A 23,973-nucleotide genomic window follows, 5' to 3' on the forward strand; every position below is an offset into this window, starting at 1 on the left:
CTTTCCTCCGTGAGCGCCACCATGGCGCTGGGCAGGCATCATACTCCGATGCCGGCCGGAGGGGGCATCCACCCATCAGTTCACTTACGACCTTGCCAGGCTCTCGTCCCGGCGACGGAACCTTCATTGAGACGAATTTACAATTGCTTCGTCTCGATGCTGTCTAGTTATGCTGCTGAGGCTTCCCTGCCCCAACGAAACTCGGTCTCGTTCATCCACAGACGATGAAGGACAGTCGCAAGCTTGCGGGTCAGCGCGACTCTTGCCCGTTTCATGCCACGTCGATTGCCCATCGCTTCAGCGCCGAGAACCTGGTGGCGCGGGTCAGCATGATGTGAGCCGCCTCGTAAGGGGCCGTGCGTACCATCGTGTCGCCGACCCGGCTGATGCCACCGTCCAGATCCGTTTCACCTGATTGGTACTTCTTCGGCGTCAACCCGAAGTACGTGCCGACGGTTTGGGATTTTGCAAGCCGACATGGATCATCGACCGCCGAGCGATAGGTAATCGCAACGAGCGCGCCAACACCCGGCGTGGTCATCAGTCTTTGGCAGACCCGGTCCTGGCGAACGATCTTCAGCATCTCGCGATGCATTTTGGTGAACTCGGTCCAAAGCGCATGACAGGCCTGCAACATCGCTCCGATAACGGTCTTCAATACCGGGTGTCCGTCGACGAGCTCCGATATTCGCCCTTCAAACCGGCCGCGGTTTACCTCGCCAACCTTCAAACCATAGCCCCGCAAAATGCGCGAATGCTGAGCTCGAGATCACGCAATTTGGCTTGCAATAGTTTACGACCGGTCAGAAGCGCTCGGACATCTTGGGAGCCGGGAGACTTTGAATGAACGGCACGATACCAGCCCATTCGCAGGAGTTGCGCGATGCCACGTGCATCTTTCCGGTCCGTATTGATGATCATTGCCGACAGGGCGGCCTTCACATGACGGGTTTCCAGCAGAACAACATCAAAACCAGCGTTCGTCAGGCCTTCATGCAGCCATTGAGACAATGGCCCTGCCTCAAGGCCGACCCGCTTCAAAGCAAACCCCAGTGAAACAAAGTGTTCGATGAGCGCATCCAGGTCGCTCGTCACTTTCGTCTCGCGGATGATCTTGCCCGCCGAATCCACCAAACACACGATGCTCGCTTCCAAAGAAACATCAATTCCGGCAAAGTACTCCATGGCTGTTCCTCGCTTGATGCTTGGGGCCGACCAGCTCGGACCCCGTCTCAACATCGTCATTCTGAGGGACAGCCACCAATCTGGCTACAATCTCGGGAGCGCCGGCCCATTACGGCATCTGGGTCCTGTTGACAAAGTGTGATGGGGCGCTTGCGGGTATTCGTGATCCGGATGTTCAGCGAATGACAACCGCACCGTGCCCGGTTTACCTTTTTAGAAGCACAGGTTTTCGCCCCGTCCGGCGACACCGTGGTTAGTGTCGCACCTCTGGACACCGTCGTCGCAGTTTATTGCACTGGCGGCGTAGTTGGCGAGGGCGGCCTGTCGTCATCATTCGGAGGTGCGCCGGTCTTCAAGAACGACGCCTCCGGGGAATGCTTCATTGGCGCATGGCGAGCCCGTAATGCTTCGCGCTTTCGCAGCGAACTTCGGGCTCGCAGCAACGCCGAGTTAATGTTGGAGATCAATCAGGTTGCGGGATTGCTTGCGTATATGAACACGATATAGTTGCATTTTATTTTGGAGAGAGGATTTATACTATAACGGCACTAATATCTTAGCATGTTGTAAACTATTTTATCCGAATATTCGCAATAGCAGAGAACCCCGCCAGGACGCCATGATGGCGCAACCTTCTCTGGAGTTGAAATCTCCGCGACATCGTTACGATTTTTTTGCGCCCATTTGATTCGCGCGCTGTCAGTTGTGATCTCTCTCTAGAAATTCCGTGTCCAGTCTCCGTTTCAATACACCGTCCAGGTTTCTGGAAGATGGCGGCTGCCCATTCCCAACTGTTTTGACGCTCAGCTGACGCTCGCGCCTCAGAGAGCCTGTCCCATGGAGCCTTCCTTGTCCGCATTCAACAACCTAAAGATACTGACGAAAATCGCGTTGGCGTTCGGATTACTTATCGTCCTCAGTATCGCAGCCTGCGCGATCAACATATCGGGCCTTAACAATCAGAACAGAGCAGTTGCTATCTCCGAACACACCTATCAGGTTTTGTCGACACTCGACATAATCATGGCCTCAATGGTCGACCAAGAAACCGGCCTGCGCGGTTATCTCATTTCGGGGGACGAGGCCTTCCTCGCACCGCAAAAGGCCGGCCTGGAAACCTACCGGAAGTCGCTTGCCAGTGTGAGATCCCTGACATCGGACAACGCAGCTCAGCAAAAGAGGCTTGATGAGCTCGACGGTTACGCATCGACCTGGAATGGTGTGCTTCAAAAAGAAAAGGATCTGATGCAGAATCCGGCAACGCGAGAGCAAGCCCGGACAATGGAGGCATCAGGGGCTGGCAAGGCATCCATGGATGCCATCCGCGGCAAGATCGCTGAAATGGCCGGCGAAGAGCGCGGCCTGTTGGAGAAGCGCAATGATGAAGCCAAAGCTGCCGCGGCGGCCACGGAAATCAGCAATTATGTCACCAGCGGTCTGACGGTTGCGCTGTCGCTGTTCGCTCTTTGGGGCATCTTCGTTTCTGTGATCAAGCCGATCCGCAATATCAATATGTCGATGATGAAGCTTGCCGACGGCGACCGCGAGAGCACTATTCCGCACGCTGGTCGCCGCGACGAAATCGGCGAGATGGCTGGGGCGGTCGAAATCTTCCGTCAGGGCGCCATCGAACGGGTCCGCCTTGAGCAGGAAACGGAAGCAAACCGGAGCTTCTCTGAGAAAGAACGCATTGAACGCGAGAAGCAAAAGGCAACGGAGGCGGCCGATGTTCAACATGCTGTCGACAGCCTGGCGAGCGGTCTGTCAGCACTCTCGAACGGAGATGTCTCCCACCGCATCAGCCAGCCCTTTACCGCTGCACTTGATGGCGTGCGCAACGATTTCAACGGGTCGGCCGAAAAGCTGCAGTCGGCGCTAAGCCGGGTCTCACAGAATGCACAAGGGATTGGCGCTGGTGCAAATGAGATTAAATCCGCGGCCGACGACCTTGCAAAACGAACGGAACAGCAGGCTGCAGCACTCGAAGAGACGGCAGCCGCACTCGAGCAAATCACAACGACGGTCGTTGACTCCACCAAGCGAGCTCAGGAAGCCGGAGCTCTTGTCGCGCGCACCAAGACCGGCGCCGAGCATTCCGGAGAGGTCGTGCGCAAGGCCGTGATTGCCATGGAGCGTATCGAGAAGTCGTCCGCGGAAATCTCCAACATCATCGGCGTTATCGACGAAATCGCCTTCCAGACCAATCTGCTTGCGCTTAATGCGGGTGTCGAAGCCGCGCGCGCAGGCGAAGCTGGCAAGGGATTTGCGGTGGTCGCTCAGGAGGTGAGAGAGCTTGCTCAGCGGTCTGCAAGCGCCGCCAAAGAGATCAAGGCACTGATCAACACATCTAACGAGCAGGTGGAAGAAGGCGTCCAGCTCGTCGGCGACACGGGCAAGGCGTTACAGACGATCGTCGCGGAAGTTCAAGAAATCAACCGCCATGTCTCGGCGATCGTTGATGCAGCGCAGGAACAGTCTTCCGGACTGCAGCAAATCAACACGGCCGTCAACCAGATGGACCAGGACACCCAGAAAAACGCGGCGATGGTTGAGGAGACGACAGCCGCGAGCCACAGTCTCGCTAAGGAAGTCACGTCGCTCAACGACTTGCTGGCACAGTTCAAGCTTGGTGATGTGGGCCAACGACAGGCAGCACCACGCCTCGCCGCAACTAACGACAAGCCCACCACGTCCCCTGTGCGCACCCTTGGCCGGAAGATAGCATCGGCCTTCACAGGTGGCAGTGCGGCTGCCGGTTCCAACACGGCAGGATGGGAGGATTTCTGATGAACGCTTCTTTCAAGACCAGCGACAGTGGGCTCGAGATCATAGCGTTCATGCTCAACAATCAGCAGTTCTGTGTTCGGACCACCTCCATCCGCGAGATTCGCGGATGGGCCCCTGTCACCCCCCTCCCCCATGCGCCGACCGACGTCCTGGGCGTCATGAACCTGCGCGGCATGGTCATTCCAATTGTCGACCTATCCGTAAAGCTCGGCATGCCACCCACAGCGACGAGCGAGCGAAGTGCGATTGTAGTCACCAATGTAGGCGGTAAGACGATCGGTCTTATGGTCGATCGGGTGTCGGATATCTTGACAGTGGCGACGGGTGAGCTGCAACCGGTCCCGGTTGCGGCCGGCATCACGTCCGGAAGTTATGCCGAGGGTATCTTTGCCAGAGACAAAGAAATGATCTGCTTCCTCAACCTCGATGCGATATTCTCAACAGACACTCCGGGCGACTGGGTGGAGGCTGCTTGAAGCAGCCATCCTCACATAGAGGAGTCGCAGCGCGAGCGTTCGAAAAGAACAGACCCTTGCCGTGCCGCTTGGCGCGTTCAGCGAATGGCTCGAGTGGGTCCGGCCCCATCAACGGGTTCACTGTCAGGCAATCGGCCTCGAAATCAACCAGGACATGATTGCGCTGCCCTCGGCGGTGAACTCCGGTAAATTGCTGTCGCATCTCCAGACTACATCGCTCGGCACGGTGCTCCCGAACAACCGCGAGATCTTCTGTCCCATGATTGCGTCTGGTGTGGCGATGGCCCGGCCAGCAGCATCCGTTTCCGCGGGAGTCTTTCCAGGATGGCCATGGTTTTCGATTAAAGCGTGTCGCGGCCAACCAGATTCAGGATTTCCGTTTGGGTCGCTTTGTGATTCACTTGTCCATGGAAGGAGGTGCACCATGGGCAAGCCGCATCCAATCGAGTTGCGTGAGCGTGTCGTTGCGTTTGTAAATGAAGGGCATAGCAACCGTGAAGCCGCCCGGCACTTTCGTGTTTCGCCTCGCTTCGTCAACAACATGATGATCCTGCATCGGTCGTCTGGTTCTCTGGCCGCCGCTAGGCAGGGCCACCCGCCTGGTGGCGCGAAGCTTTTGGCTCATGCTGATTGGGTTCGCGAGCGGATGTCCGCGCATGGCGAAACGACTTTGGACGAACTGTGCGTTGCACTCGCGGAGCGCGGCATTGAAGTCCATCGCGCTACGGTCGGGCGGTTTCTGCGCCGGCTCGGGCTAAGCAATAAAAAAAAGCCTCAAAGCAAGCGAGCAGCGCAGGCCGGAGATCGCCAAGGCGCGTGATCTGTGGATCAGCCGCCGAAAGCGCTTCTTCAACAAGGCCTTGTCGCGGCTCATCTTTATCGATGAGACCTCCACGAATACGCGCCTGACAAAACGCACCGGATGGTCTGCCAAAGGCAGTCGCTTTACCGCCTATGCTCCCTTCGGGAAGTGGAAGACGCAGACCTTCATTGCCGGATTGCGCTGCCATGGCCTGACCGCACCATGGATCGTCGATGCTCCGATGAACAGCCGCATCTTCGAAACCTGGATCGAGACACAGCTTGTGCCGACACTGTCGCCTGGCGATGTTGTCATTCTCGACAATGTCGGCTTCCACAAAAGCGAGCGCGCGCAACAACTGGTCAAAGCGAAAGGAGCATGGGTTCTGTTTTTGCCGCCCTATTCGCCCGACCTGAATCCCATCGAAATGGCGTTCTCCAAACTCAAAGCGCTCTTACGAAAACGAGCCGCACGCAGTTTTAATGCGATTACTCATGCACTCGGCGACATCATAAGCCTTTTCTCAGTCACCGAATGCAGAAACTTCTTCAAGGCAGCAGGATATGAGGCCGAATAGATGCGACATGCTTTAGTACTACAGTTGCGGTTTACCGGAAATCATGATTCACTTCCCGCATTTGGCGGGAGGGAAGTTCAATGTCGGTTGCGGGTTGGTCCGGGTCGGTTCTGGCGTGGCATCGTGAGCTCGATGCCTTGAAGGTGCGGTTGGGCTCGGTCTTTGGTCGCCGAGAATTGCGCGCATCGTGCGGTGCCTTTCTGGATGGGTTGTTGTCGGGAGTAGAGCGCAAGACTGGCTGGCTGATGGCGGAACAGGCAGGACTGGAGCGCCCTTATCGGATGCAATCGCTGCTGGGGCGCAGCCATTGGGATGCTGACGCATTGCGCGATACGGTTCGCGCTTATGCAATAGAGTCTCTCGGTGACGCGGACGGCGTTCTTGTGGTCGATGAGACCGGCTTCCTGAAGAAAGGCGCCCATTCAGTCGGTGTCGCACGACAATATTCCGGCACGGCCGGCCGGATCGAGAACTGTCAGATCGGTGTTTTCCTTGCCTATGCAAGCCGCTACGGTCAGACCCTGATCGATCGGCAACTTTATCTACCGAAGGAGTGGGCCGAGGATGAAGCCCGCCGTGCTTCGGCTCATGTCCCCCAGTCCCAAGCCTTCGCGACCAAACCGGCCATTGCAGCCAAGCTCATTGCCGATGCGCTGGATGCCGGCGTGCCTTGTGCCTGGGTATTGGCGGATGCGCTTTATGGTTCGGATTCCAAGCTGCGCCGGATGCTGGAAAGCCGTGGCCAGCCTTATGTTCTGGCAGTGCGCTCCAATCATTGCCTGCGCTTTGTGCGTGAGCAAGGGATCGAGCAGACCGATCCCGAAACGATGGCTGATGAGTTGAAACCGGAGGTTTGGCAGAGCCATGCAGCAGGCGAAGGTGCCAAGGGTCTTCGGCTTTATGATTGGGCCCGTATTCCTCTCAGCTCTCGCCCGGATCCACAATGGGAGCGCTGGCTTCTGATCCGGCGCAGCCGACGCGAACCCGATGCGCGCGCCTATTACTTTGTCTTTGCGCCCGCCGGTACCGAATTGAGCGAATTGGCGGGCGCTGCCGGGCTGCGTTGGACCGTGGAAGAATGCTTCCAGCGTGCGAAGGACGATCTCGGCCTGGATCATTGCGAAGCGCGATCCTGGCATGCTTGGAAGCGGCACATGACGCTCGTCATGGCAGCCGCTGCATTCCTCGCCAAACTCGGCGCCGATCTACGCCGCACCGCTGCTGGCAAACCGAACGAAACGAGTCCAAACCCGCCAATCGCCGCCTGACCAACACCATGGCCTTCGTGCCCAGCGTCGCAGAGATCCGCTATCTGATCAAACGCCTCCTGCTACAGCCCCCGATTAGAGTTCGCCTCATCTTGGCATGGTCACTCTGGCGACGCAGGCATCAAGCATCCGCAATGCTTTCTCACTACAAAGCAAGGCATCAAACGCAACTGTAGTATTAGTGTACGGAAAACGACCTTTTCCGAACACCGAGAATATCCGTTACCACCTCCTCAGGCGAATAAGTGTCCGGTCCTTCGCCAGTTCGCGCAGGGGCTCGAAAACTGCGACGAACAGGCTGGGCAAGATATGCTTCACGGCCTACGGAGGATCAAATGGTATCTCTGGCATGGCAATGGCTATCGTGCCCGTGACGAAATTGCCGATCTGCAAATCAACACGGAAGGTCTCGAGACCGACTATCCGAACATGCGCAAGTTCCTGACCGGCATCGACGAGTTCCAGGCCCACATCGCCTCCAACAGTGCGAGCCTGATCAATTACGGCGAGCGCTATCGCTCTGGAGAGCGTATCTCATCGGCCGTCGTTGAGGCGACCGTCAACGCCGTCATCTCCAAGCGCTTTGCCAAGAAGCAACAGATGCAATGGAGCAGGACCGGTGCGTATCTTCCTGTCGACTGAAGCCGTCCAGATCAAGGCGGGCGCTGCGGTCACCATCGACGGCTGGGGCGGTCCGCCCCTGCGTGGCCGGGTGAAGCGCGTCGACCCGGCCGGCTTCGTCAAAGTCTCGGCTCTCGGGATCGAGGAACCGCGAGTCGGCACGTGATCGATCTCGTCGATCCGCCCGAATCCCGGACCCGACTGGGTCACGACTTCCGGGTCGCCGTTCACGTGGCCATTTGGGAATCGAAAGACTCCCTGACTATACCGGTGAGCGCGTTGTTCCAGCGGGGAGGCGACTGGGCCGTCTTTGCCGTCAAGGACGGTCGTGCCCCTGCCACGGTCGTGGGCACCGGACAGCGAAACAGCAAACTGGTGGAGGTGTTATCCGGGATTTCGTCGGGCGACCGGGTCGTGCTACATCCGACCGACCGTGTGGCCGAAGGTACGGCGGTGGCGGAGCGGGAGCCACGCTTGTCGTCCTGCCGCTCAGCAACCGGACAGTCGGGTGGGGAAATCGAGAAGCAGCGGTGTTAAACTCCAAAGGTTCAAGCGCCGATCGCCACCTCTTGACTGATGCTGAAGCGGCGCCAGGCACTCGGCGTTGTCCCTGTTGCCTTGCGAAAGATGCGGGAAAGATGGGCTTGGTCCGAGAGGCCGCAGTCGAGCGCGATCTCGCTCAAAGAATCGCTGCTATTGGCCATCCGGTGCTTTGCATGTTCGACCCGCCGGCTGATGATATAGTTATGAGGCGACATATCGAAGCTAACTTTGAACGCCGCAGAAAAGTAGCTCGTGCTAAGGCGCACCAAGCCCGCGAGTTCATCGAGCGATATCGCGGTCGAAAGATTTTCCTCGATGTACTTTTTGACGCGATTTTCCTGCCATGGGGCGAGGCCGCCTGTCGCCGGGCGCCTGCGGCCTTCCTCATTCGCCGCATGAGGGCGGAGCAAGATCGATGCTCTCTTTATCAGATCGATCGCGACCGACTCGTCGCTCTCGACCAGAGTGATCGCATTCATCACCAAGCGAGAGACTTCGCTCGTATTTTTAGCGAAGAGATCGTCAAAGGCTACAAATTTATCTTGACTTGAAACCGCGGCGGCACCGGGAAGCATATCGATCTCCTAATGACCCTGAAAAGCATTTGCCTATGAGGTCATTCTGGTCGGATCGCCTTATCCGGGAAATCGTACATCCATTGGCTTTTTCAACACACCAGTCGTAGCCGAGCATACCTTTGTATGATTGATCACAGGATCCGCAAGCGAGAAAGGCCATGACCTTGAATGGTTCGATTCTTTTTGGACAATCCGGCAGCAGATCGGCGGTCCAACCTTTCAACGCCTGATCAAAAAAGCTACCGTCGGGTGTGAAACTGCGAGATCGATATCAGGCCTTCATGCCAGAACAGGCTTCGAACGGTTGTGGGTTGAGACATGGATAGTGGAATTCTTTCGCGTGGGGCCTTTTCTCTTGCCCCGCTCGCGATGATCAAGCTGGATCTGCGAAAGACGCGGGATCTGGTTGACGACAGGAAAATATCCTTGGATGGCGATCGATGCTATGATCACGCATCGGTCTGTGCCCTTACGAACAGCGCTGACGTTCTGGACCTGAATAGCGCAGCCCAATCCATCATCGCATTGGATGGAAAGGAAGCGCCGGAGCGCGTATCGCACATCATCCCCGAGAAGCTGCAGAAGCCGTTTGCGAAGGGACTCGTCGCGCTGCTCCATGGAAAGAGCTTTTCCATGGAAGGCACGGTAAAGTCTGCCGATGGAACGGATTTCCCTGCACACATAACGGGATGGAGCGACATCCGACCCGGCGACAGCGATCAGGTCATTATCGGGATCACGAAACTCGATCAGTCTCGCAACAACGAAAAGGCCGACATTCTCGGCGACCTTGCCCATACGGCGAGGATAGCGATGCTTGGAGAGATGACGGCATCCATTTCCCATGAAGTGAACCAGCCTCTGGGATCGATCGTCACCAGCGCCGAAGCCGGGCTTCGATGGCTTAATCACGAGACGCCTAATCTCGATGAAGTTCGGGCGCTGCTTGAAAGGATCGTCGCCAGCGGCCGGCGCGCAGGAGACATCATATCTGCCCTCAAGGGCCTGGCACGCAACACAAGGCCCGAAAGAGATGCGGTTGATATAGCCGCTCTGATCGATGAAGCGGTTTTGATCCTTCGCTCGGATCTAAACCGGCGCCAGATCGGGCTGCGTCTGGAGCTTTCTCCCGATCTGCCACCGGTCTGGATCGACCGGACACAAATTCTGCAGGTGGTCGTCAATCTGGTGACCAATGCGGCCCAGGCGATGGCGGATGGTCAAGCCTGGAACAGGACGCTTGCGATCAGGGCGCGGGAAAGCCAGAAACGCGTCGTCCTGGAGGTCGAAGACAGCGGCCCCGGGGTCGATCCCAAGGTGCGTGAGCGCTTGTTCGAGAGTTTCTACACCACCAAGACGACGGGAATCGGGATGGGGTTGGCGATTTGCCGATCGATCGTCGAGGCCCATGGCAGCAAAATCGAACTGCAGTCGTCGCCATATCTGGGTGCGCGATTCAGCTTTACGCTTGGCATCGAGCCTAACGCGGACGGGTGGGATTTGACCGCCGGCCCCTCACCTGCCTGAGCGACGGGGGCCGCTCAGGCGTCGCCACGGCGATGGCTGCCCGCCTTCCTGAGGTTATTGCTGAGATCTTCGAAGGAGAACGGCTTGGCCACCACGGAAATCGCGCCGCTTGCATAGGCCTTCTGCGCCAGCCCGGGCTCCATTCTTCCGGTCATCAGGATGACCGGAAGATCCCGCTCGAGATCACCGAGCGCATTCGTCAGTTCGATCCCGTCCATAGACGGCATATGAATGTCACTAATTATACAAAAAAAGTCTTTAAGGTTGGAACGGCGAAGAAGTTGCTCAGCGGAATGAAAGCATTCTGCCTTGTAGCCGAGCGATCTCACAAGGCTGCTGATCGCGACAGGAATATCTACGTCGTCGTCTACTATTCCAATAAGCGAGTTCAGTGGCACCAATGTCTCCAATTGCACCGATCACTGATGCCTTGGAGCTGAAACTAGATCTTTAGCCAAGAACGTCAACCATCCCTACGTATGCTCCTCTCAAACCCGAGCCTTAAGGGAAGGCTAATCGTGAAAATTTTGGGAGATGTTGGGGCAATACAATGATTGCCCGAGAAGAATCACGGAGCTTTTCTCGACCGTTTAAGGGAAGTCTTTTGGCGGACAAGATCCAGAAGGAGCGTCACGAGCGCAAGAACGGCGATTGTGACGACGCCGATGTCAACCGCCGTCGTCAGTCCGTAGAATGTCGCGATCTTCCCGAGCGACAGCGCGACCACGGCCTGCGCGAGGTATGCCACCAGGAACAGCGCCGATAGTGTTGCCGCCCTATGCGTGACCGGCAGATGCCCGTTGATCAGCGAAAGGCCGCCTAGCAGCAACCAGCTATACGCAGCGCCGGCGCCAAGCTGGGCCAGCATGTAGAGGCTGAGCGAGTGCTCGATCGCTGCAAGAGCAAGCAGGGCGGATGAGACAATGGCCGTCATTCCACCCGACAGGATGACCCTTCCTGCAGCCAGTTTGCGGGCCGGAATGGTCGCGAGTGCGGACGCCAGAGCAAATAAGGCGATTGTTCCTCCGTTGACCAAAGCGTTCGAAGACGCAACGACGTCACGCGCAACCTGAGCGCCGAGAGAGAGCGTCATGGCTCCCAGAACATACGCTCCGCTCACGGCCGCGGTGGACGCGACGAAGACCGCAAACACGCCATTCGGAATGGACGGCACCTTAGGCCTCCAGCGGCCGGCAGCCCTTGATGCGGTATGATTTGGCATGAACCACGTCACGGCAATCAGGCCCAGAAGAACGGCTGTCAATACCGCGAAGTTCAGCCTGAGCGGAAGCGGCGCATACTGGATAAGCGCACCGCCGATGAGGGCAGCCGCCATCATTCCGAACCCTTGCGCGGCCGCTGTCGCACTGCCCGCCTGACCGACCCGATGCGGCGGGCTGAATTCCACGACCGCAGCGGCAGAAGGGCCTGCTGAAAGACCGACCCCCACGCCCATGAAGGCGCGACCGAAAAATATCCAGTCGACGTCCGGCGCAATTGCAAATATCAGCGATCCCACTGCCGAGAAGGCAAGACCCGCCAGCATGGTCTCTCGTCTCCCGATGTGGTCGGAAAGGTTTCCGAACAGTATCAGGACAACGACGACAAAGACTGGGTAGACCGCGAATATTGCCGTCGTCGTAAACGTCGTGAGGTGCCATTGCTCGGCATAAAGGGGATAGCTCAGCGCGGGCGCTGCACTCGTCCAAATGGTGTGAGCAACAATGGCCGCAGCAGTCAGAAAGCTTGCTTGGCGCCCGAGTACCCTGCGTGTCACGACTTTTCTCCTGCAGCGCTCGTGAACTCATAGGCATCGCCAGCCTTCCTGATCCTGCCCACGCCCGGATAGGTCCAGTGAAAGCCCAGAAGCTTCGCATTCTGCGCGCACGCCTGTTCCAGCAGAGCCCGGCGGGTAACCTTTGCCGTTGCAGGATCCATGTCGAAGCCGAAGCTCCAGTCAGGATGCTCAAAGGAGACAATCTCGCTTGAGACGGCATCGACAGTGATGATCAAAGGAACATCACTGTCGAGCACGACCGATAGGTGGCCTGGAGTGTGTCCAGGCGTTGCCAGGACGTGCATGCCGGGAATGATTTCGTCGCCACTGCCCAGAAAGTTCACCCTGCCCTGTAGGGCGGCCAGATCCCGGCGGGCACCCTCGACGAAAGGCTGCACTTCCGCCGGCAAGGCGGAGGCTGCCTCACCCATCCAGAAATCCCACTCGGTCTTGCCGACGAAGTATTTCGCCTTTGGGAAGCGCAGGCTTCCGTCGTCTCTCAGCAGGCCCCAAATATGATCGGGGTGCGCGTGAGATATGAGCACGATCGTAACGTCGTCAGCCCGCACGCCGACGCGTTCCAGATTTTCCTCAAGCATGCCCTCTGTTGGCTGGAAGCGCTTCCCGGCACCGACATCCACCAGGATGACCTGTTCGTCGTAGACGATCAGCGGAATGTTCGATTGGGCGTGGGCGGTGTTATCCTTCCCATCGAGGCGAGAGACGATGGCCGCTCTCTCGGCATCATCGGCTTCGGGCGCAAACAGCTCGCCGTTCAGGACAATCGGACCATCCGAAAGCACGGTGATATCGAACTCGCCGTGGCGGAAACTATGAAACGCGGACTGGGTCATCTGCGATCTCCGTTCGTTGATGGAACTCCATGTCGGCCCATCCAATGTGTTTTGAAACTGGCATAATTGAAGAATTTCCGTTCATTTTTGAACGGGACGCCACCTGATGCTTATGACAGCGGGTCCAGGGGTTCACGCAGTGTTAGGGATTTGGAGGGCAATGCGCGTCGCATGCGGGCTGCGCGATCGGAAGAAACAATTCAGGCGCTTCGTCGTGCTGGGGGACACAAATGTCCCCAACCTTCCCACGTCATGGGTTCGCGGATGGTCCTTCGTAATTCGCCTGGATCCAGTAGAAATGACCCTGAGATGCGCTGACATGCCCGAGGCCGGGGAAGGAAATGTGTGCCGCGCCGATCCAGTAGCCGTTGCGTGCGGCGTCGGAGAAAATCATCTCGCGTTCATTCTCGGCCATCTGCGCGTCGCTGTCGTAAGCCAGCGTCACAGAGGGGTTCGGAAACTGCACGGCCGCCACGTGAACGACATCGCCCCACATCAGCATCTTTTGGCCTTCGCTCTCGACCATAAAGAAGCTGTGGCCGGGAGTATGACCAGGGCTGGCAATTGGCGTGATGCCAGGTGAAAGCTCCTTGCCATACTTAAAAGGTTTGAATTTTCCCGCGGCGATATAGGGCTTAAGCGAGGCTTTGTCGCCCTCGAACATGGAATTCAGCAGCTTGGGCGCTGCCTGCTCGTTCTTGTCGTCGAGCCAATAATCAGCGTCGATCTGGCTCACTCTGACAATCGCGTTGTTGAACACCATCTTGCCGTTCGGCGCAATGCCGCCGACGTGATCCGCATGCAGATGTGTCAGATATATTTCATCCACTTGGTCCGGTGAGTAACCGGCGCTCTTGAGATTGTCGATGAGGTGACCACAGCAATCTCCATAAAGCGAGCCGGCGCCACTGTCGATCAGGATCAACTTGGTTCCCGTATTGATCAGGAACGCGTTGATCGATCCTTGGATCGGTACGGCAAGTCTGCTTTCCGCAAGGAGTGCATCGGCCTCGCCAGGCGCCACCTGATCAAGCGGAACCGCGCCCTTGTTTCCGGCGACTTGGGTCAGCACCTTGTGAACCGGAAAGGGGTGCGTGCCGTCCGACAGGACAGTGATTTCGAACTTCCCGAGCATCATCCGATAAAAGCCCGGAGCCTGTGTTCCCACGATCGGTGCTGCAGCCAGAGACGGCGTCGCCATCGTCATGTTCAGGATCGCGATTGTCGCCACCGACGCCATCGCGAGAGCTATCAGGCGCGAAGGCAATGGGAAGGCAGATCTCGTAGTCATATGTATTCTCCATATTTGCAGGGAAACCTTACCTGCCCGTAGGTCGGAATTCTTGCGCGGCAGCATGATGTCTGTCCCACTACGGTCAAAGACCTGCGATATTGCCGCTGGCTCGCAATGGCGCTTCCAGTATCGACCGATACCTCGGCCGGCATTCCTGTCTGGCTCCCCGGTATGTCAGGTGTCGATCGTGCCTGTCTTCGGCGGAAGGTCGGTCCGGTTGCTGCCGCCGGGGAGGTGCCCGAACATGTGCGGCTTGATCTGATAGAGCCAGGACACGGCAGCGGGTTCCTTGCTCCAAAGAGTACGAGCGAACGGAATGAGCTGTTCGCCGACCAGAATTCCGAGGAGGCCGACGAGCGCGACAACCGGCGGCGCGGGCGAACGGACGTTCAGAAGGCTGTAGATGATGCCGACCAACAGGCCAGCCCCAAGTGATAGGATATAGATTTTCACGGACAGGATCTCCATCATCGTCAAGAAGCCGCTCCATCGCGAATGGAGCGGCATTCCCCGTTGATTTCAGTGGCTTTCGGATGCGTTGAACATCGTCTTCGCATAGATGATGCCGAGGCCGTACGACCCGCCGAACTTCTTCGCCACGCCCGTCGTCATGTCGTAGGTCTCCGTGCGCGCCCAATCGCGCTGCAGCTCGAGCATGTACTGAAGCGATGTCATCGGCTGTGCGCCGATCTGAACCATGCGGTCCATGGCCCGGTTATGCGCCTCTTCGGTGACGTCACCGCAGGCGTCCGCGAGCACGAAGACCTCGAAGCCCTGTTCGATCGCGGAGAGCGCGGGACCGACAATGCATACACCGGTCCACAGGCCGGTCAGAACGATTCGCTTCTTGCCGATCCGGTTGATCTCTTCGATGACGGCAGCGTCTTCCCAAGTGTTCATCGACGTGCGATCGAACAGCTTCTGCCCGGGGAAGGCGTCGGTGATTTCATTGAACATCGGGCCAGAGAAGCTCTTCTCGGCGACGGTCGTCAGAATGGTCGAGACACCGAAACCCTTGGCGGCGTTGGCGACGAGAGCAGCATTGTTACGCAGATTGACTGCATCAATGCTCTTGGTCGCGAAGGACATCTGCGACTGAAAATCGATCATCAGAAGCGTGTGGTCCTTCGGCGTCAGAAGTCTGGAGCCCGGCGTCGCAGTGGCATGAACGGTCATAAGTGTTATCCCCTTGATGATGCATGATTGCATGGGGACACCATGCTGCAGAACGGCAGGGCATTCTTGTCGCATACAAGGGTGGTTTGGATGATCTTGCGGAGAGCGTGCAACCGATCGTTCATTGGTTTGATCGACGGCTTTCGTAAGACAGCATAAGGTTCGCAAGAAACCTCGTCGAACGGTATCCTCGAGCGATTGCTTCGGGTGTAGCTGGAAAAATTTTTGTACGTTTGTGCTGCAATTTGACGATTGCTCCCATTAAAAACCAGGGCCTCTGGCGGTTCGCGCGAACAGCTGGTAAAGCTCGGTAAATCCTCTGAAATCAACCATCGGGGCCGTCAAATGCCAATGCTGACTGTTCGCGACAACACGCGACTCTATTATAAAGATTGGGGAAACGGCCCCCCGGTTCTCTTCAGTCATGGATGGCCTTTGAACGCGGACATGTGGGAAAACCAGATGATGCATCTGGCATCGGAAGGTTTCCGGGTGATCGCGCATGACCGCAGAGGCTTCGGCCGCTCGGACCAGCCGTGGCACGGATATGACCACGATACTTTCTCGGAAGACTTGGCCGAGATCATAAACGCCCTTGATCTGCGGAATGTTACCCTTGTCGGTTACGCGATGGGCGGCGGGGAGATCGCGCGCTATATCGGCCGGCACGGGACTGGGCGGATTTCGCGTCTTGTCCTGATCGGTGCCACCACGCCGAAGCTTGCCTGGAGCGAAGATTATCCGAACGGAGTTCCCGAAGCTGTCTTCGAGGGCGTCAGAGCCGGGTTGAGGGCGGATAGAGCGGAATTCATCCGTGGTTTCTCACGCCTATTCTTCGGAGCAGACAGAGAGGGCGCGAGTGTTTCCGAAGGAAGCATGATGCATCTGCATCAGATCGCCATGCAGTCCTCCCTGAAGGCGGCACATGATTCCATCACGGCTTGCGCTATGACCGACTATCGCGGCGACATAGAGAAATTCGATATTCCGGTCCTCATCATTCACGGCGAGGACGATGCTTTTGTCCCATTCGGCGCGACCGCTCAACAGGCGATACAGCTGATGCCGAACGCGGAGTTGAAGGTGTACGAGAACGCTCCGCACGGACTTCTGTTCACGCACAAGGATCGTCTCAACAGCGATCTCTTGAATTTCCTCCGCCAATGACCGCCGTCCCGGCAGAGGAACCGGTCGTATTCATCGTTGAAGACGACGGTGAACTGCGACTGTCTCTCGACAGCCTCTTCCGCTCCGTTGGCTTGAGGACGAGCATGTTTGCGAATGCGCGCGAATTCATGGACACCGGGAAGCCCGACGTAGCGGGGTGCCTTGTCGTCGACGTTCGTCTGCCCGGGCTCAGCGGCTTGGACTTTCACGATCAGCTGATGAAGGCAGGGTCGGCCATTCCCGTCATATTCATGACGGGGCATGGCGATATTCCAATGACCGTAAGGGCGATGAAGGCGGGGGCAGTGGATTTCCTGCCGAAGCCATTTCGGGACCAGGACATGCTCGACGCGGTCGCATCGGCACTGGAGATCGATCGCAACAGACGGCGGGGCGAGATGGAGCTTCTTGCACTTCGGAAACGCTACACGGACCTCAGTCTGCGCGAACGGCAAGTAATGGCGCTGGTGACGACCGGCTTGATGAACAAGCAGGTCGCAGGAAAGCTTTCGTTGAGCGAAGTCACCGTGAAAATCCATCGCGGTTCGGCCATGCGAAAAATGGACGCAAAGACATTGGCAGACCTCGTCAAGATGGCGGAGCTTCTGGAGATCCACCGTAATCTTGAAGATTCCTGAGTTCAGCCGCGAACGGATCGGCTGATCGTTTCCAGGAGATCGCCCAGCACAAAAGGCTTTGTAACCAGGACGGCGGCTCCTGCGAGAGCCGCCTTGTCAGCAAGACCCGGTTCAAACCGGCCGGTCATCAAAATGACAGGCAACTCCGGGCGGAGCTTCTTCAAAAGCGCAATGAGGTCCAGGCCGGACATATTCGGCATGTGAATGTCACTGATGACGCAGTTGAAACGATGGACGTCTTTCGACGAGAGAAGTGCTTCTGCGGAGGAGAAGCAAACCGCCTTGTATCCGAGAGAGCGGATCAAGCTCGCCAGTGCGGCAGGAATATCCGGATCGTCATCGACGATGCCAATAAGCGGAACTTCCTGCATCCTCTTCCCCAGTCTGCATCCGAGCGATGCGCCGTCCTCGATATCCGCGCCTTTCGGGAGCAGATGCTATTTCTCCGCTACTGGAGCGTAATGCCCGATGTAAAACCGGCCTTTCAGGCTTGGTGCATAGGGCAGAAGATAACCACTAACCCGTGCCAAAGCCTCGATATTGAATTATCCAACTATACATGGACGATTAGACTGTCACTTTCGCAGCGCTTGGTTTCGCAACAACCGCACGTATGCCGAAACCATCCCTTTGTATAATTTCATCCCAGGCCAGCTCCGGTATCTTTTCTCTCGTTGCCTCGCATAGAGGTGGTAGCAGATCCGCCCCAGCTACCGATACGCTTCGGCTCCCCTCCCCGAAGCAGCGGAGATGATCCGCCTGGCCGCTCAGTTCCGCCCCTGAGCGGCCATTTTTTTGTCTTTAAGCCGGACGTGCCGAGACCGACAATTCGCACCCGGTTTTCATCAAATTCAAAGCATCCGTTCAAGCCAGCGACCCACCTTTGGTTTAGCTCTCTGCCTCAAGCAATTTGCATCCAGGAGCCACAGAATGACGAGCCCACCGCTGCTCAATCCCGCCGAAGTCACCCTGTTGATGGTAGACCAGCAAGCTGGCCTCGCCTTCGGGGTGGGATCGATCGACCGACAACTCCTTGTCAACAACGTGATTGCCCTTGCCAAAACCGCAAAGACGTTTCAGATCCCGGTGGTCGTTTCGACATCGGCGTCCAAGGCTTACAGCGGACCGCTGATGCCATCGATCAGAAGCGTTCTTGGCGATGTGCCGTCGCTGGAACGCAGGAACATGAATGCATGGGAAGACAGGCCGTTCGCGATGAAATCATGAAGACGGGACGCCGGAAGCTCCTCATTTCCGGCCTTCTGACCGAAGCGTGCGTATCCTTTCCGGTCCTGTCGACCTTGGCCGACGGCTATGACGTGTACGTCGTCGCCGACACCTGTGGCGGGGTAACGGCGGAGAGCCATTCTCTCGCCCTTCGCCGCATGGAAGCCACTGGCGCAACGATGACCTCGTGGCTGCAGGTGCTCCTCGAACTTCAAAGGGATTGGACCCGAAAAGAAACCTACGACGGGGCGCGCGCCATCGTTGAAGGCCACGCGGGCGGTTACGGCATCGGCCTGGCCTATGCACGCGACATGATCCACCCGGTGTGACGAGCGCCAGCGATAGCCTCCAGTTACAGAAATTTTGAATCGGAGAACTCTGATGACCGCCGACGTAATTCTACACCACGGGCTTTTCACGACGCTTGATCGCTCGAATCCGACGGCAAGTGCCGTTGCGATCAAGGACGGCCGGTTCCTTGCTGTCGGACACGATGCCGAGATCATGGCGCATGCGGGGCCTGAAACGAAGATCATCGATCTAAAGGGCAAGCGCGTGCTCCCCGGTCTAATAGACAATCACACGCACGTCGTCCGTGGCGGATTGAACTTCAACATGGAGCTTCGCTGGGACGGCGTTCGCTCGCTCGCGGACGCCATGGACATGCTCAGGCGGCAGGTGGCGAACACACCGGCCCCCCAATGGGTTCGGGTCGTCGGGGGCTTCACCGAGCACCAGTTCGTCGAGAAGCGTCTGCCGACGATCGAGGAAATCAACGCGGTTGCTCCCGACACACCCGTCTTCCTCTTGCATCTCTATGATCGTGCGTTGCTGAATGGCGCCGCATTGCGCGCCGTCGGTTACACCAGGGACACACCGAACCCGCCGGGTGGCGAGATTACCCGCGACGCGAACGGCAATCCGACCGGCATGCTTCTGGCCAAGCCTAATGCCGGAATTCTCTATTCCACGCTTGCCAAGGGACCGAAGCTTCCCTTCGAATACCAGGTAAACTCCACCCGCCATTTCATGCGGGAGCTGAATCGGCTGGGGGTGACCGGCGTCATCGATGCGGGCGGCGGCTTCCAGAATTATCCCGACGACTATGCCGTGATCCAGAAGCTTTCCGACGAAGACCAGCTTACGGTACGGCTGGCGTACAACCTTTTCACCCAGAAACCGAAAGGCGAAAAGGAGGACTTTCTAAATTGGACATCCTCCGTGAAGTACAAGCAGGGCAACGATTACTTCCGCCATAACGGCGCGGGCGAAATGCTCGTCTTCTCCGCCGCCGACTTCGAGGATTTTCGTCAGCCTCGACCGGATATGCCGCCGGAAATGGAGGGCGAGCTTGAGGACGTCGTCCGCGTGCTCGCCGAAAACCGGTGGCCGTGGCGTCTTCATGCGACCTACGACGAGACGATCTCACGGGCTCTCGACGTCTTTGAAAAGGTCAATCAGGATATTCCGCTCGGGGGTCTCAACTGGTTCTTCGACCACGCCGAGACGATTTCGGATCGCTCCATCGATCGGATCGCGGCCCTTGGCGGGGGCATCGCAGTTCAGCATCGCATGGCTTATCAAGGCGAGTATTTCGTCGAGCGGTATGGCCGCGGCGCTGCGGAAGCCACGCCTCCGGTTGCCAAGATCCTGGAGAGAGGCGTCAAGACATCGGCTGGAACAGACGCCACTCGCGTCGCATCCTACAATCCATGGGTCTCATTGGCTTGGATGGTGACGGGCAAGACGGTCGGGGGCATGCAGCTCTATCCACGCGCCAACTGCCTGGATAGGGAGACGGCTCTTCGCATGTGGACGGAAAAGGTCACGTGGTTCTCCAATGAAGAGGGCAAGAAGGGCCGCATCGAAAAAGGCCAGTTTGCCGACCTCGTGGTGCCGGACAAGGACTTCTTCTCCTGTGCAGAAGACGAAATCTCCTTCCTGACATCCGAGCTGACGATGGTTGGTGGCAAGATCGTCTATGGCGCCGGCGACTTCAGGAAATTGGATGAAAACGACGTTCCGCCCGCGATGCCGGACTGGTCTCCCGTCCGAAAATTCGGCGGCTATGCGGCCTGGGGTGATCCGGAAGGTGCAGGCGCACGTTCTCTGCGCCGCACTGCAATCTCCACTTGCGGCTGCGCGAGCGATTGCAGTGTTCACGGTCATGATCACGCTGGAGCCTGGACATCAAAGCTTCCCATCTCAGACTTGAAGGGCTTCTTTGGCGCTCTTGGCTGCTCCTGCTGGGCCGTGTGAGGAGGGTGCGGTAGTGGTTACAAATCGATATGCATCGGCAAAAAAGGGACTTGGGCGGCGTTTTGCTGGCGGCAAGAGCATCCAGTTCATTGCTCTCCTGGCTCTCTGCTCCGCCTACATTCAGGGACCGCTCACGAAGCTTTTCGACTTCAATGGCGCACTTGCGGAGATGGATCAGTTCGGACTGCGGCCAACGATGGTTTTTGCGGTCGCCGTGGTGATCTTCGAGCTTGCCATGTCCGCAGCCATACTCAGCGGTTTTTTCCGCTGGGCGGCGGCGCTCGCCCTCGGTGGCTTCACGCTTCTCGCAACATCGCTGGCCCTCCGTTTCTGGGAACTGCCTCCCGGAATGGAGCGGACGATGGCGATGAACGGGTTCTTCGAACACCTTGGTCTGGCAGGCGCTTTCCTCCTCGTGGCTTGGCATGATCTTCGGTCCAAGATGCGCCTTTCAAATCGTTTACAGAAACTGAAGTGAAGGTTATGGCACCTAAAATTCGCGACGGGGTCGAGGCACTGGCGGAAATAGAAGACGTAGAGCTCGAACTACCCCCCTCGCCCACCCAGCATCAGGATGAACTGCTCGACGAAGCTTTGCAGGAGTCATTTCCGGCGAGCGACCCGCCGGCCAGCGGCCGGATGGAATGAGCCAGCAACGCAACCTAGGAACAGTCCAATGACCGACGATATCAAGGCGCTCCGCGCCGCGTCCCTCAAGACCCCGACAGGTCTCGGTGTCGATGCGACCCGAGACATCTCCGCAGGCGCAACGACACTCCTTGCGGATGTCTTCGCCCTCTATCTCAAGACCAAGAACTTTCACTGGCACATGTCGGGGGCGAATTTCCGCGACTATCACCTGCTCCTCGACGATCATGGCGACGAACTCTTTGCGATCACTGATCCGCTGGCCGAGCGTGTCCGCAAGCTCGGTGGCACCACGCTGCGCTCGATCGGCGACATCTCCCGACGCCAGCGGATCAGCGATAACGACGCCGATTTCGTGCATCCTCATGAAATGCTGGCCGAACTGCGTGAAGACAATGGCACGCTGGTGGCAAGCATGCGCGCGCTGCACGACGTCTGCGACGAACACGGCGACGTCGCAACAGCGAGCCTGCTCGAGAACTGGATCGACGAAGGCGAGAAGCGCGTCTGGTTCCTGTTCGAGATCCTGCGCAATACCAACAGCTAGGTTGTTTTAAACAGCATCACCATGGGAAGCCATGCGACTAGTCGGTCGCATGGCTTTTTCAGTTTCGTTGAAGAGCGCCAGCCAAGTGCTCCGCTGAAACTGCAACGCCTTGGCATTGTTCAAAAATCGTCGGAACCAACAAGATGGGCAAAGCAGCTGCCGCTACAACTCATCTCACGGCGGTCGATCTTCCGCCAAGTCACCAAGGGGCCACCGATGGCAAACGATTTCGACTTCTCACTCTCCCGTCGCCAGACGCTCATCGCAGGCGCGGCGCTTTCCGCTGCAATGGCAGTTCCGGATCTCGCATTCCCAAAATCAGCAACCCAGACCGCGAAAGGAAACTTTGAAATGACCGACGGCTTCGTCAAGACCAAGGACGGCGTGAACATCTACTACAAGGATTGGGGTCCGAAGGACGCACAGCCCATCCATTTCCACCACGGCTGGCCGCTCTCTTCCGACGACTGGGACACCCAGATGATCTACTTCCTGCAGAACGGCTTCCGCGTCGTTGCACACGATCGCCGTGGCCACGGCCGTTCGTCGCAGGTCGCTGAAGGCCATGATATGGACCACTACGCTGCCGACGCTTCCGCCGTCGTCGAGCACCTCGACCTGAAGAACGCCGTTCACATCGGCCATTCGACGGGCGGGGGCGAAGTTGCCCGCTATGTCGCGAATTTCGGCCAGCCGCAGGGCCGTGTCGCAAAGGCTGTGCTGGTCAGCGCTGTTCCTCCGATCATGCTCAAGACTGCGTCCAACCCGGGTGGTCTTCCAATCGAGGTGTTCGATGGCATCCGCAAGGGCGTCGCGGAAAACCGCGCACAGCTCTTCATCGACTTCCCCACCGGTCCATTCTACGGTTTCAACCGTGAAGGCGCCAAGATCTATCCAGGCGTGATCCAGAATTGGTGGCGCCAGGGCATGATGGGCAGCGTCAAGGCCCACTATGACGGCATCAAGGCCTTCTCCGAAACCGATCAGACCGAAGACCTAAAGAAGATCACCGTGCCGACGCTCGTCATGCATGGCGATGACGACCAGGTCGTTCCGATCGCCGACTCCGGCGAGCTGTCTGTCAAGCTTGTCAAAAACGGTACGCTCAAGGTCTACAAGGGCTATCCGCACGGCATGCTGACGACGCACGCCGACGTCATCAACCCGGACCTGCTTGCCTTCATCAAGGCGTAAGTCCGGTTACGATTGCCCGCTCGCGCGTGATCGCGAGCGGGCTTTTTAAATTCCAGCAAGCGTCGGGGAATGCCATGAAGAGGTTGCCGCTATCCGCACTATTGAGTTTCAACGGCGGCTATGTCGACACGGCCGGCTTTCTGGCCCTGCAAGGCCTCTTCCCCGCCCACGTTACCGGCAACTTCGTGACGCTCGGTGCCACGCTTGTCATGGGCGGATCGGGCGCGCTGCCCAAGCTGCTGGCGCTTCCGGTCTTCTGCCTCGTCATTCTCATTTCGCGTATCGTCGGTCTGATGCTTCATAAGGCTGGCCGTCCGGTCCTCAAATGCCTTCTGGCAGCCAAGGTGATCCTGCTCATCGTAGCGGCCATCTTTTCGGTCATGCACGGCCCCTTCGGAAGCGCCACCGCGATCGCAAATCTCGTCATGGGCATGACCCTGGTTTCGGCGATGGCCATTCAGAATGCGCTACACCGTGTTCATCTCGCCAAGTCGCCCCCGTCCACACTGATGACGGGCACGACCACGCAGATCATGCTCGATCTCGCCGAGATCATGGTCGGGGAGAAAGGTCAAGGCTCTTCTCTGGCGCTGGCACGGGTGAAACGGATGATCGTCGCGGTCGCAGCATTTGCCCTGGGCTGCGCGTGCGCCGCCCTCGCGATCGTATCGATCCCTTTGTGGGCGTTTGTCATACCGGCTATCCTCAGCGTCTTCTCTTTTGCTGCTCGGGTCGAGACACCCGAAGGCGATTGACCAGTTCTTCCATTTGATCCTCAAGCGAAAACGGGCTCGGCCGTCGGTCAGGTAACGTCCCGAAAAAGTTCTG

Annotated in this window: 25 protein-coding genes and 2 pseudogenes; 18 read left to right on the forward strand and 9 right to left on the reverse strand. The window is 57.9% G+C overall.

Annotation, left to right across the window (positions count from 1 at the left end; translation table 11 throughout):
• Positions 1-167 precede the first annotated feature (167 nt).
• Positions 168-1,219 (reverse strand): annotated as a pseudogene (locus ACK9YZ_RS30320) (IS110 family transposase).
• 803 nt (positions 1,220-2,022) lie between these two features.
• Between ACK9YZ_RS30320 and ACK9YZ_RS30325 the strand changes: the two are divergent.
• From ACK9YZ_RS30325 to ACK9YZ_RS30355, 7 genes and pseudogenes are all read left to right on the forward strand, one after another.
• Positions 2,023-3,972 (forward strand): methyl-accepting chemotaxis protein, encoded by a 1,950-nt coding sequence (locus ACK9YZ_RS30325; RefSeq protein WP_416067220.1) that lies wholly within the window; start codon positions 2,023-2,025, stop codon positions 3,970-3,972.
• Positions 3,972-4,448, forward strand: a complete 477-nt coding sequence (locus tag ACK9YZ_RS30330) for a chemotaxis protein CheW (RefSeq protein ID WP_416067221.1) — start codon at positions 3,972-3,974, stop codon at positions 4,446-4,448. Before ACK9YZ_RS30325 ends, ACK9YZ_RS30330 begins: the two co-directional genes overlap by 1 nt.
• 424 nt (positions 4,449-4,872) lie before the next feature.
• A protein-coding gene (locus ACK9YZ_RS30335; protein WP_416065787.1) for an IS630 family transposase occupies positions 4,873-5,827 on the forward strand; the annotation gives its coding sequence in 2 pieces (ribosomal slippage) (positions 4,873-5,208 and positions 5,210-5,827; 954 coding nt in all).
• Between the two features lie 80 nt (positions 5,828-5,907).
• Positions 5,908-7,095, forward strand: a complete 1,188-nt coding sequence (locus tag ACK9YZ_RS30340; protein ID WP_216755744.1) for an IS701 family transposase — start codon at positions 5,908-5,910, stop codon at positions 7,093-7,095.
• Positions 7,096-7,347: 252 nt separating this feature from the next.
• A pseudogene (locus tag ACK9YZ_RS30345) lies at positions 7,348-7,725 on the forward strand (ISKra4 family transposase); the annotation flags it as partial.
• Positions 7,715-7,882 carry a hypothetical protein gene (locus ACK9YZ_RS30350; protein WP_416067222.1) on the forward strand — a complete coding sequence of 56 codons (168 nt, stop codon included), beginning with the start codon at positions 7,715-7,717 and terminating at the stop codon, positions 7,880-7,882. The pseudogene ACK9YZ_RS30345 and the gene ACK9YZ_RS30350, both read left to right, overlap by 11 nt.
• Complete coding sequence (locus ACK9YZ_RS30355; RefSeq protein WP_416067223.1) at positions 7,879-8,253, forward strand: hypothetical protein; 375 nt, start codon at positions 7,879-7,881, stop codon at positions 8,251-8,253. Before ACK9YZ_RS30350 ends, ACK9YZ_RS30355 begins: the two co-directional genes overlap by 4 nt.
• An 11-nt stretch (positions 8,254-8,264) precedes the next feature.
• Here ACK9YZ_RS30355 and ACK9YZ_RS30360 read toward each other — a convergent pair whose 3' ends face one another.
• A complete protein-coding gene (locus tag ACK9YZ_RS30360) occupies positions 8,265-8,834 on the reverse strand; it encodes a helix-turn-helix domain-containing protein (RefSeq protein ID WP_416067224.1) in 570 nt (189 codons plus the stop codon).
• A gap of 429 nt (positions 8,835-9,263) precedes the next feature.
• Between ACK9YZ_RS30360 and ACK9YZ_RS30365 the strand changes: the two genes are divergently transcribed.
• A complete protein-coding gene (locus ACK9YZ_RS30365) occupies positions 9,264-10,364 on the forward strand; it encodes a sensor histidine kinase (protein ID WP_416067225.1) in 1,101 nt (366 codons plus the stop codon).
• A 14-nt stretch (positions 10,365-10,378) separates the two neighbouring features.
• Here the strand turns inward: ACK9YZ_RS30365 and ACK9YZ_RS30370 are convergent, their stop codons facing one another.
• From ACK9YZ_RS30370 to ACK9YZ_RS30395, 6 genes are all read right to left on the reverse strand, one after another.
• Complete coding sequence (locus tag ACK9YZ_RS30370) at positions 10,379-10,762, reverse strand: response regulator (protein WP_416067226.1); 384 nt, start codon at positions 10,760-10,762, stop codon at positions 10,379-10,381.
• Positions 10,763-10,932: 170 nt separating this feature from the next.
• Positions 10,933-12,141, reverse strand: coding sequence for an MFS transporter (locus ACK9YZ_RS30375; RefSeq protein ID WP_416067227.1), 1,209 nt, complete (start codon positions 12,139-12,141; stop codon positions 10,933-10,935).
• On the reverse strand, positions 12,138-12,995 hold the full coding sequence (locus ACK9YZ_RS30380) for an MBL fold metallo-hydrolase (protein WP_416067228.1): 858 nt from the start codon (positions 12,993-12,995) through the stop codon (positions 12,138-12,140). The genes ACK9YZ_RS30375 and ACK9YZ_RS30380 overlap by 4 nt, the downstream gene beginning before the upstream one ends.
• A 250-nt stretch (positions 12,996-13,245) precedes the next feature.
• Positions 13,246-14,352 carry an MBL fold metallo-hydrolase gene (locus ACK9YZ_RS30385; protein ID WP_416067229.1) on the reverse strand — a complete coding sequence of 369 codons (1,107 nt, stop codon included), beginning with the start codon at positions 14,350-14,352 and terminating at the stop codon, positions 13,246-13,248.
• Positions 14,353-14,463: 111 nt separating this feature from the next.
• Complete coding sequence (locus ACK9YZ_RS30390) at positions 14,464-14,742, reverse strand: XapX domain-containing protein (protein ID WP_416068464.1); 279 nt, start codon at positions 14,740-14,742, stop codon at positions 14,464-14,466.
• Between the two features lie 66 nt (positions 14,743-14,808).
• Positions 14,809-15,465, reverse strand: a complete 657-nt coding sequence (locus ACK9YZ_RS30395; RefSeq protein WP_416067230.1) for a hydrolase — start codon at positions 15,463-15,465, stop codon at positions 14,809-14,811.
• Between the two features lie 351 nt (positions 15,466-15,816).
• On the opposite strand from ACK9YZ_RS30395, the gene ACK9YZ_RS30400 reads away from it, so the two are divergent.
• Positions 15,817-16,632 carry an alpha/beta fold hydrolase gene (locus ACK9YZ_RS30400; protein WP_416068465.1) on the forward strand — a complete coding sequence of 272 codons (816 nt, stop codon included), beginning with the start codon at positions 15,817-15,819 and terminating at the stop codon, positions 16,630-16,632.
• Positions 16,629-17,270: a response regulator transcription factor gene (locus ACK9YZ_RS30405; protein ID WP_416067231.1), complete on the forward strand. Its 642-nt coding sequence runs from the start codon at positions 16,629-16,631 to the stop codon at positions 17,268-17,270. The genes ACK9YZ_RS30400 and ACK9YZ_RS30405 overlap by 4 nt, the downstream gene beginning before the upstream one ends.
• 2 nt (positions 17,271-17,272) lie before the next feature.
• Here the strand turns inward: ACK9YZ_RS30405 and ACK9YZ_RS30410 are convergent, their stop codons facing one another.
• Positions 17,273-17,641, reverse strand: a complete 369-nt coding sequence (locus ACK9YZ_RS30410; RefSeq protein ID WP_416067232.1) for a response regulator transcription factor — start codon at positions 17,639-17,641, stop codon at positions 17,273-17,275.
• Between the two features lie 559 nt (positions 17,642-18,200).
• On the opposite strand from ACK9YZ_RS30410, the gene ACK9YZ_RS30415 reads away from it, so the two are divergent.
• The 8 genes from ACK9YZ_RS30415 to ACK9YZ_RS30450 all read left to right on the forward strand — a co-directional run bounded on the left by ACK9YZ_RS30415 (position 18,201) and on the right by ACK9YZ_RS30450 (position 23,900).
• Positions 18,201-18,497 (forward strand): hypothetical protein, encoded by a 297-nt coding sequence (locus tag ACK9YZ_RS30415; protein ID WP_416067233.1) that lies wholly within the window; start codon positions 18,201-18,203, stop codon positions 18,495-18,497.
• Complete coding sequence (locus ACK9YZ_RS30420) at positions 18,464-18,826, forward strand: isochorismatase family protein (protein WP_416067234.1); 363 nt, start codon at positions 18,464-18,466, stop codon at positions 18,824-18,826. Before ACK9YZ_RS30415 ends, ACK9YZ_RS30420 begins: the two co-directional genes overlap by 34 nt.
• Before the next feature lie 52 nt (positions 18,827-18,878).
• On the forward strand, positions 18,879-20,756 hold the full coding sequence (locus ACK9YZ_RS30425; RefSeq protein WP_416067235.1) for an amidohydrolase: 1,878 nt from the start codon (positions 18,879-18,881) through the stop codon (positions 20,754-20,756).
• A 79-nt stretch (positions 20,757-20,835) separates the two neighbouring features.
• Positions 20,836-21,234, forward strand: coding sequence for a DoxX family protein (locus tag ACK9YZ_RS30430; RefSeq protein ID WP_416068466.1), 399 nt, complete (start codon positions 20,836-20,838; stop codon positions 21,232-21,234).
• 5 nt (positions 21,235-21,239) lie between these two features.
• Positions 21,240-21,404, forward strand: coding sequence for a hypothetical protein (locus tag ACK9YZ_RS30435; RefSeq protein ID WP_416067236.1), 165 nt, complete (start codon positions 21,240-21,242; stop codon positions 21,402-21,404).
• Between the two features lie 28 nt (positions 21,405-21,432).
• A complete protein-coding gene (locus ACK9YZ_RS30440; protein ID WP_416067237.1) occupies positions 21,433-21,951 on the forward strand; it encodes a Dps family protein in 519 nt (172 codons plus the stop codon).
• Positions 21,952-22,167: 216 nt separating this feature from the next.
• Positions 22,168-23,145, forward strand: a complete 978-nt coding sequence (locus ACK9YZ_RS30445) for an alpha/beta fold hydrolase (protein WP_416067238.1) — start codon at positions 22,168-22,170, stop codon at positions 23,143-23,145.
• A gap of 74 nt (positions 23,146-23,219) precedes the next feature.
• Complete coding sequence (locus tag ACK9YZ_RS30450; RefSeq protein WP_416067239.1) at positions 23,220-23,900, forward strand: YoaK family protein; 681 nt, start codon at positions 23,220-23,222, stop codon at positions 23,898-23,900.
• Positions 23,901-23,973: the final 73 nt, after the last annotated feature.

Origin of the sequence: Rhizobium sp. ZK1, assembly GCF_047782645.1 — a bacterium.
GTDB lineage: Bacteria > Pseudomonadota > Alphaproteobacteria > Rhizobiales > Rhizobiaceae > Rhizobium.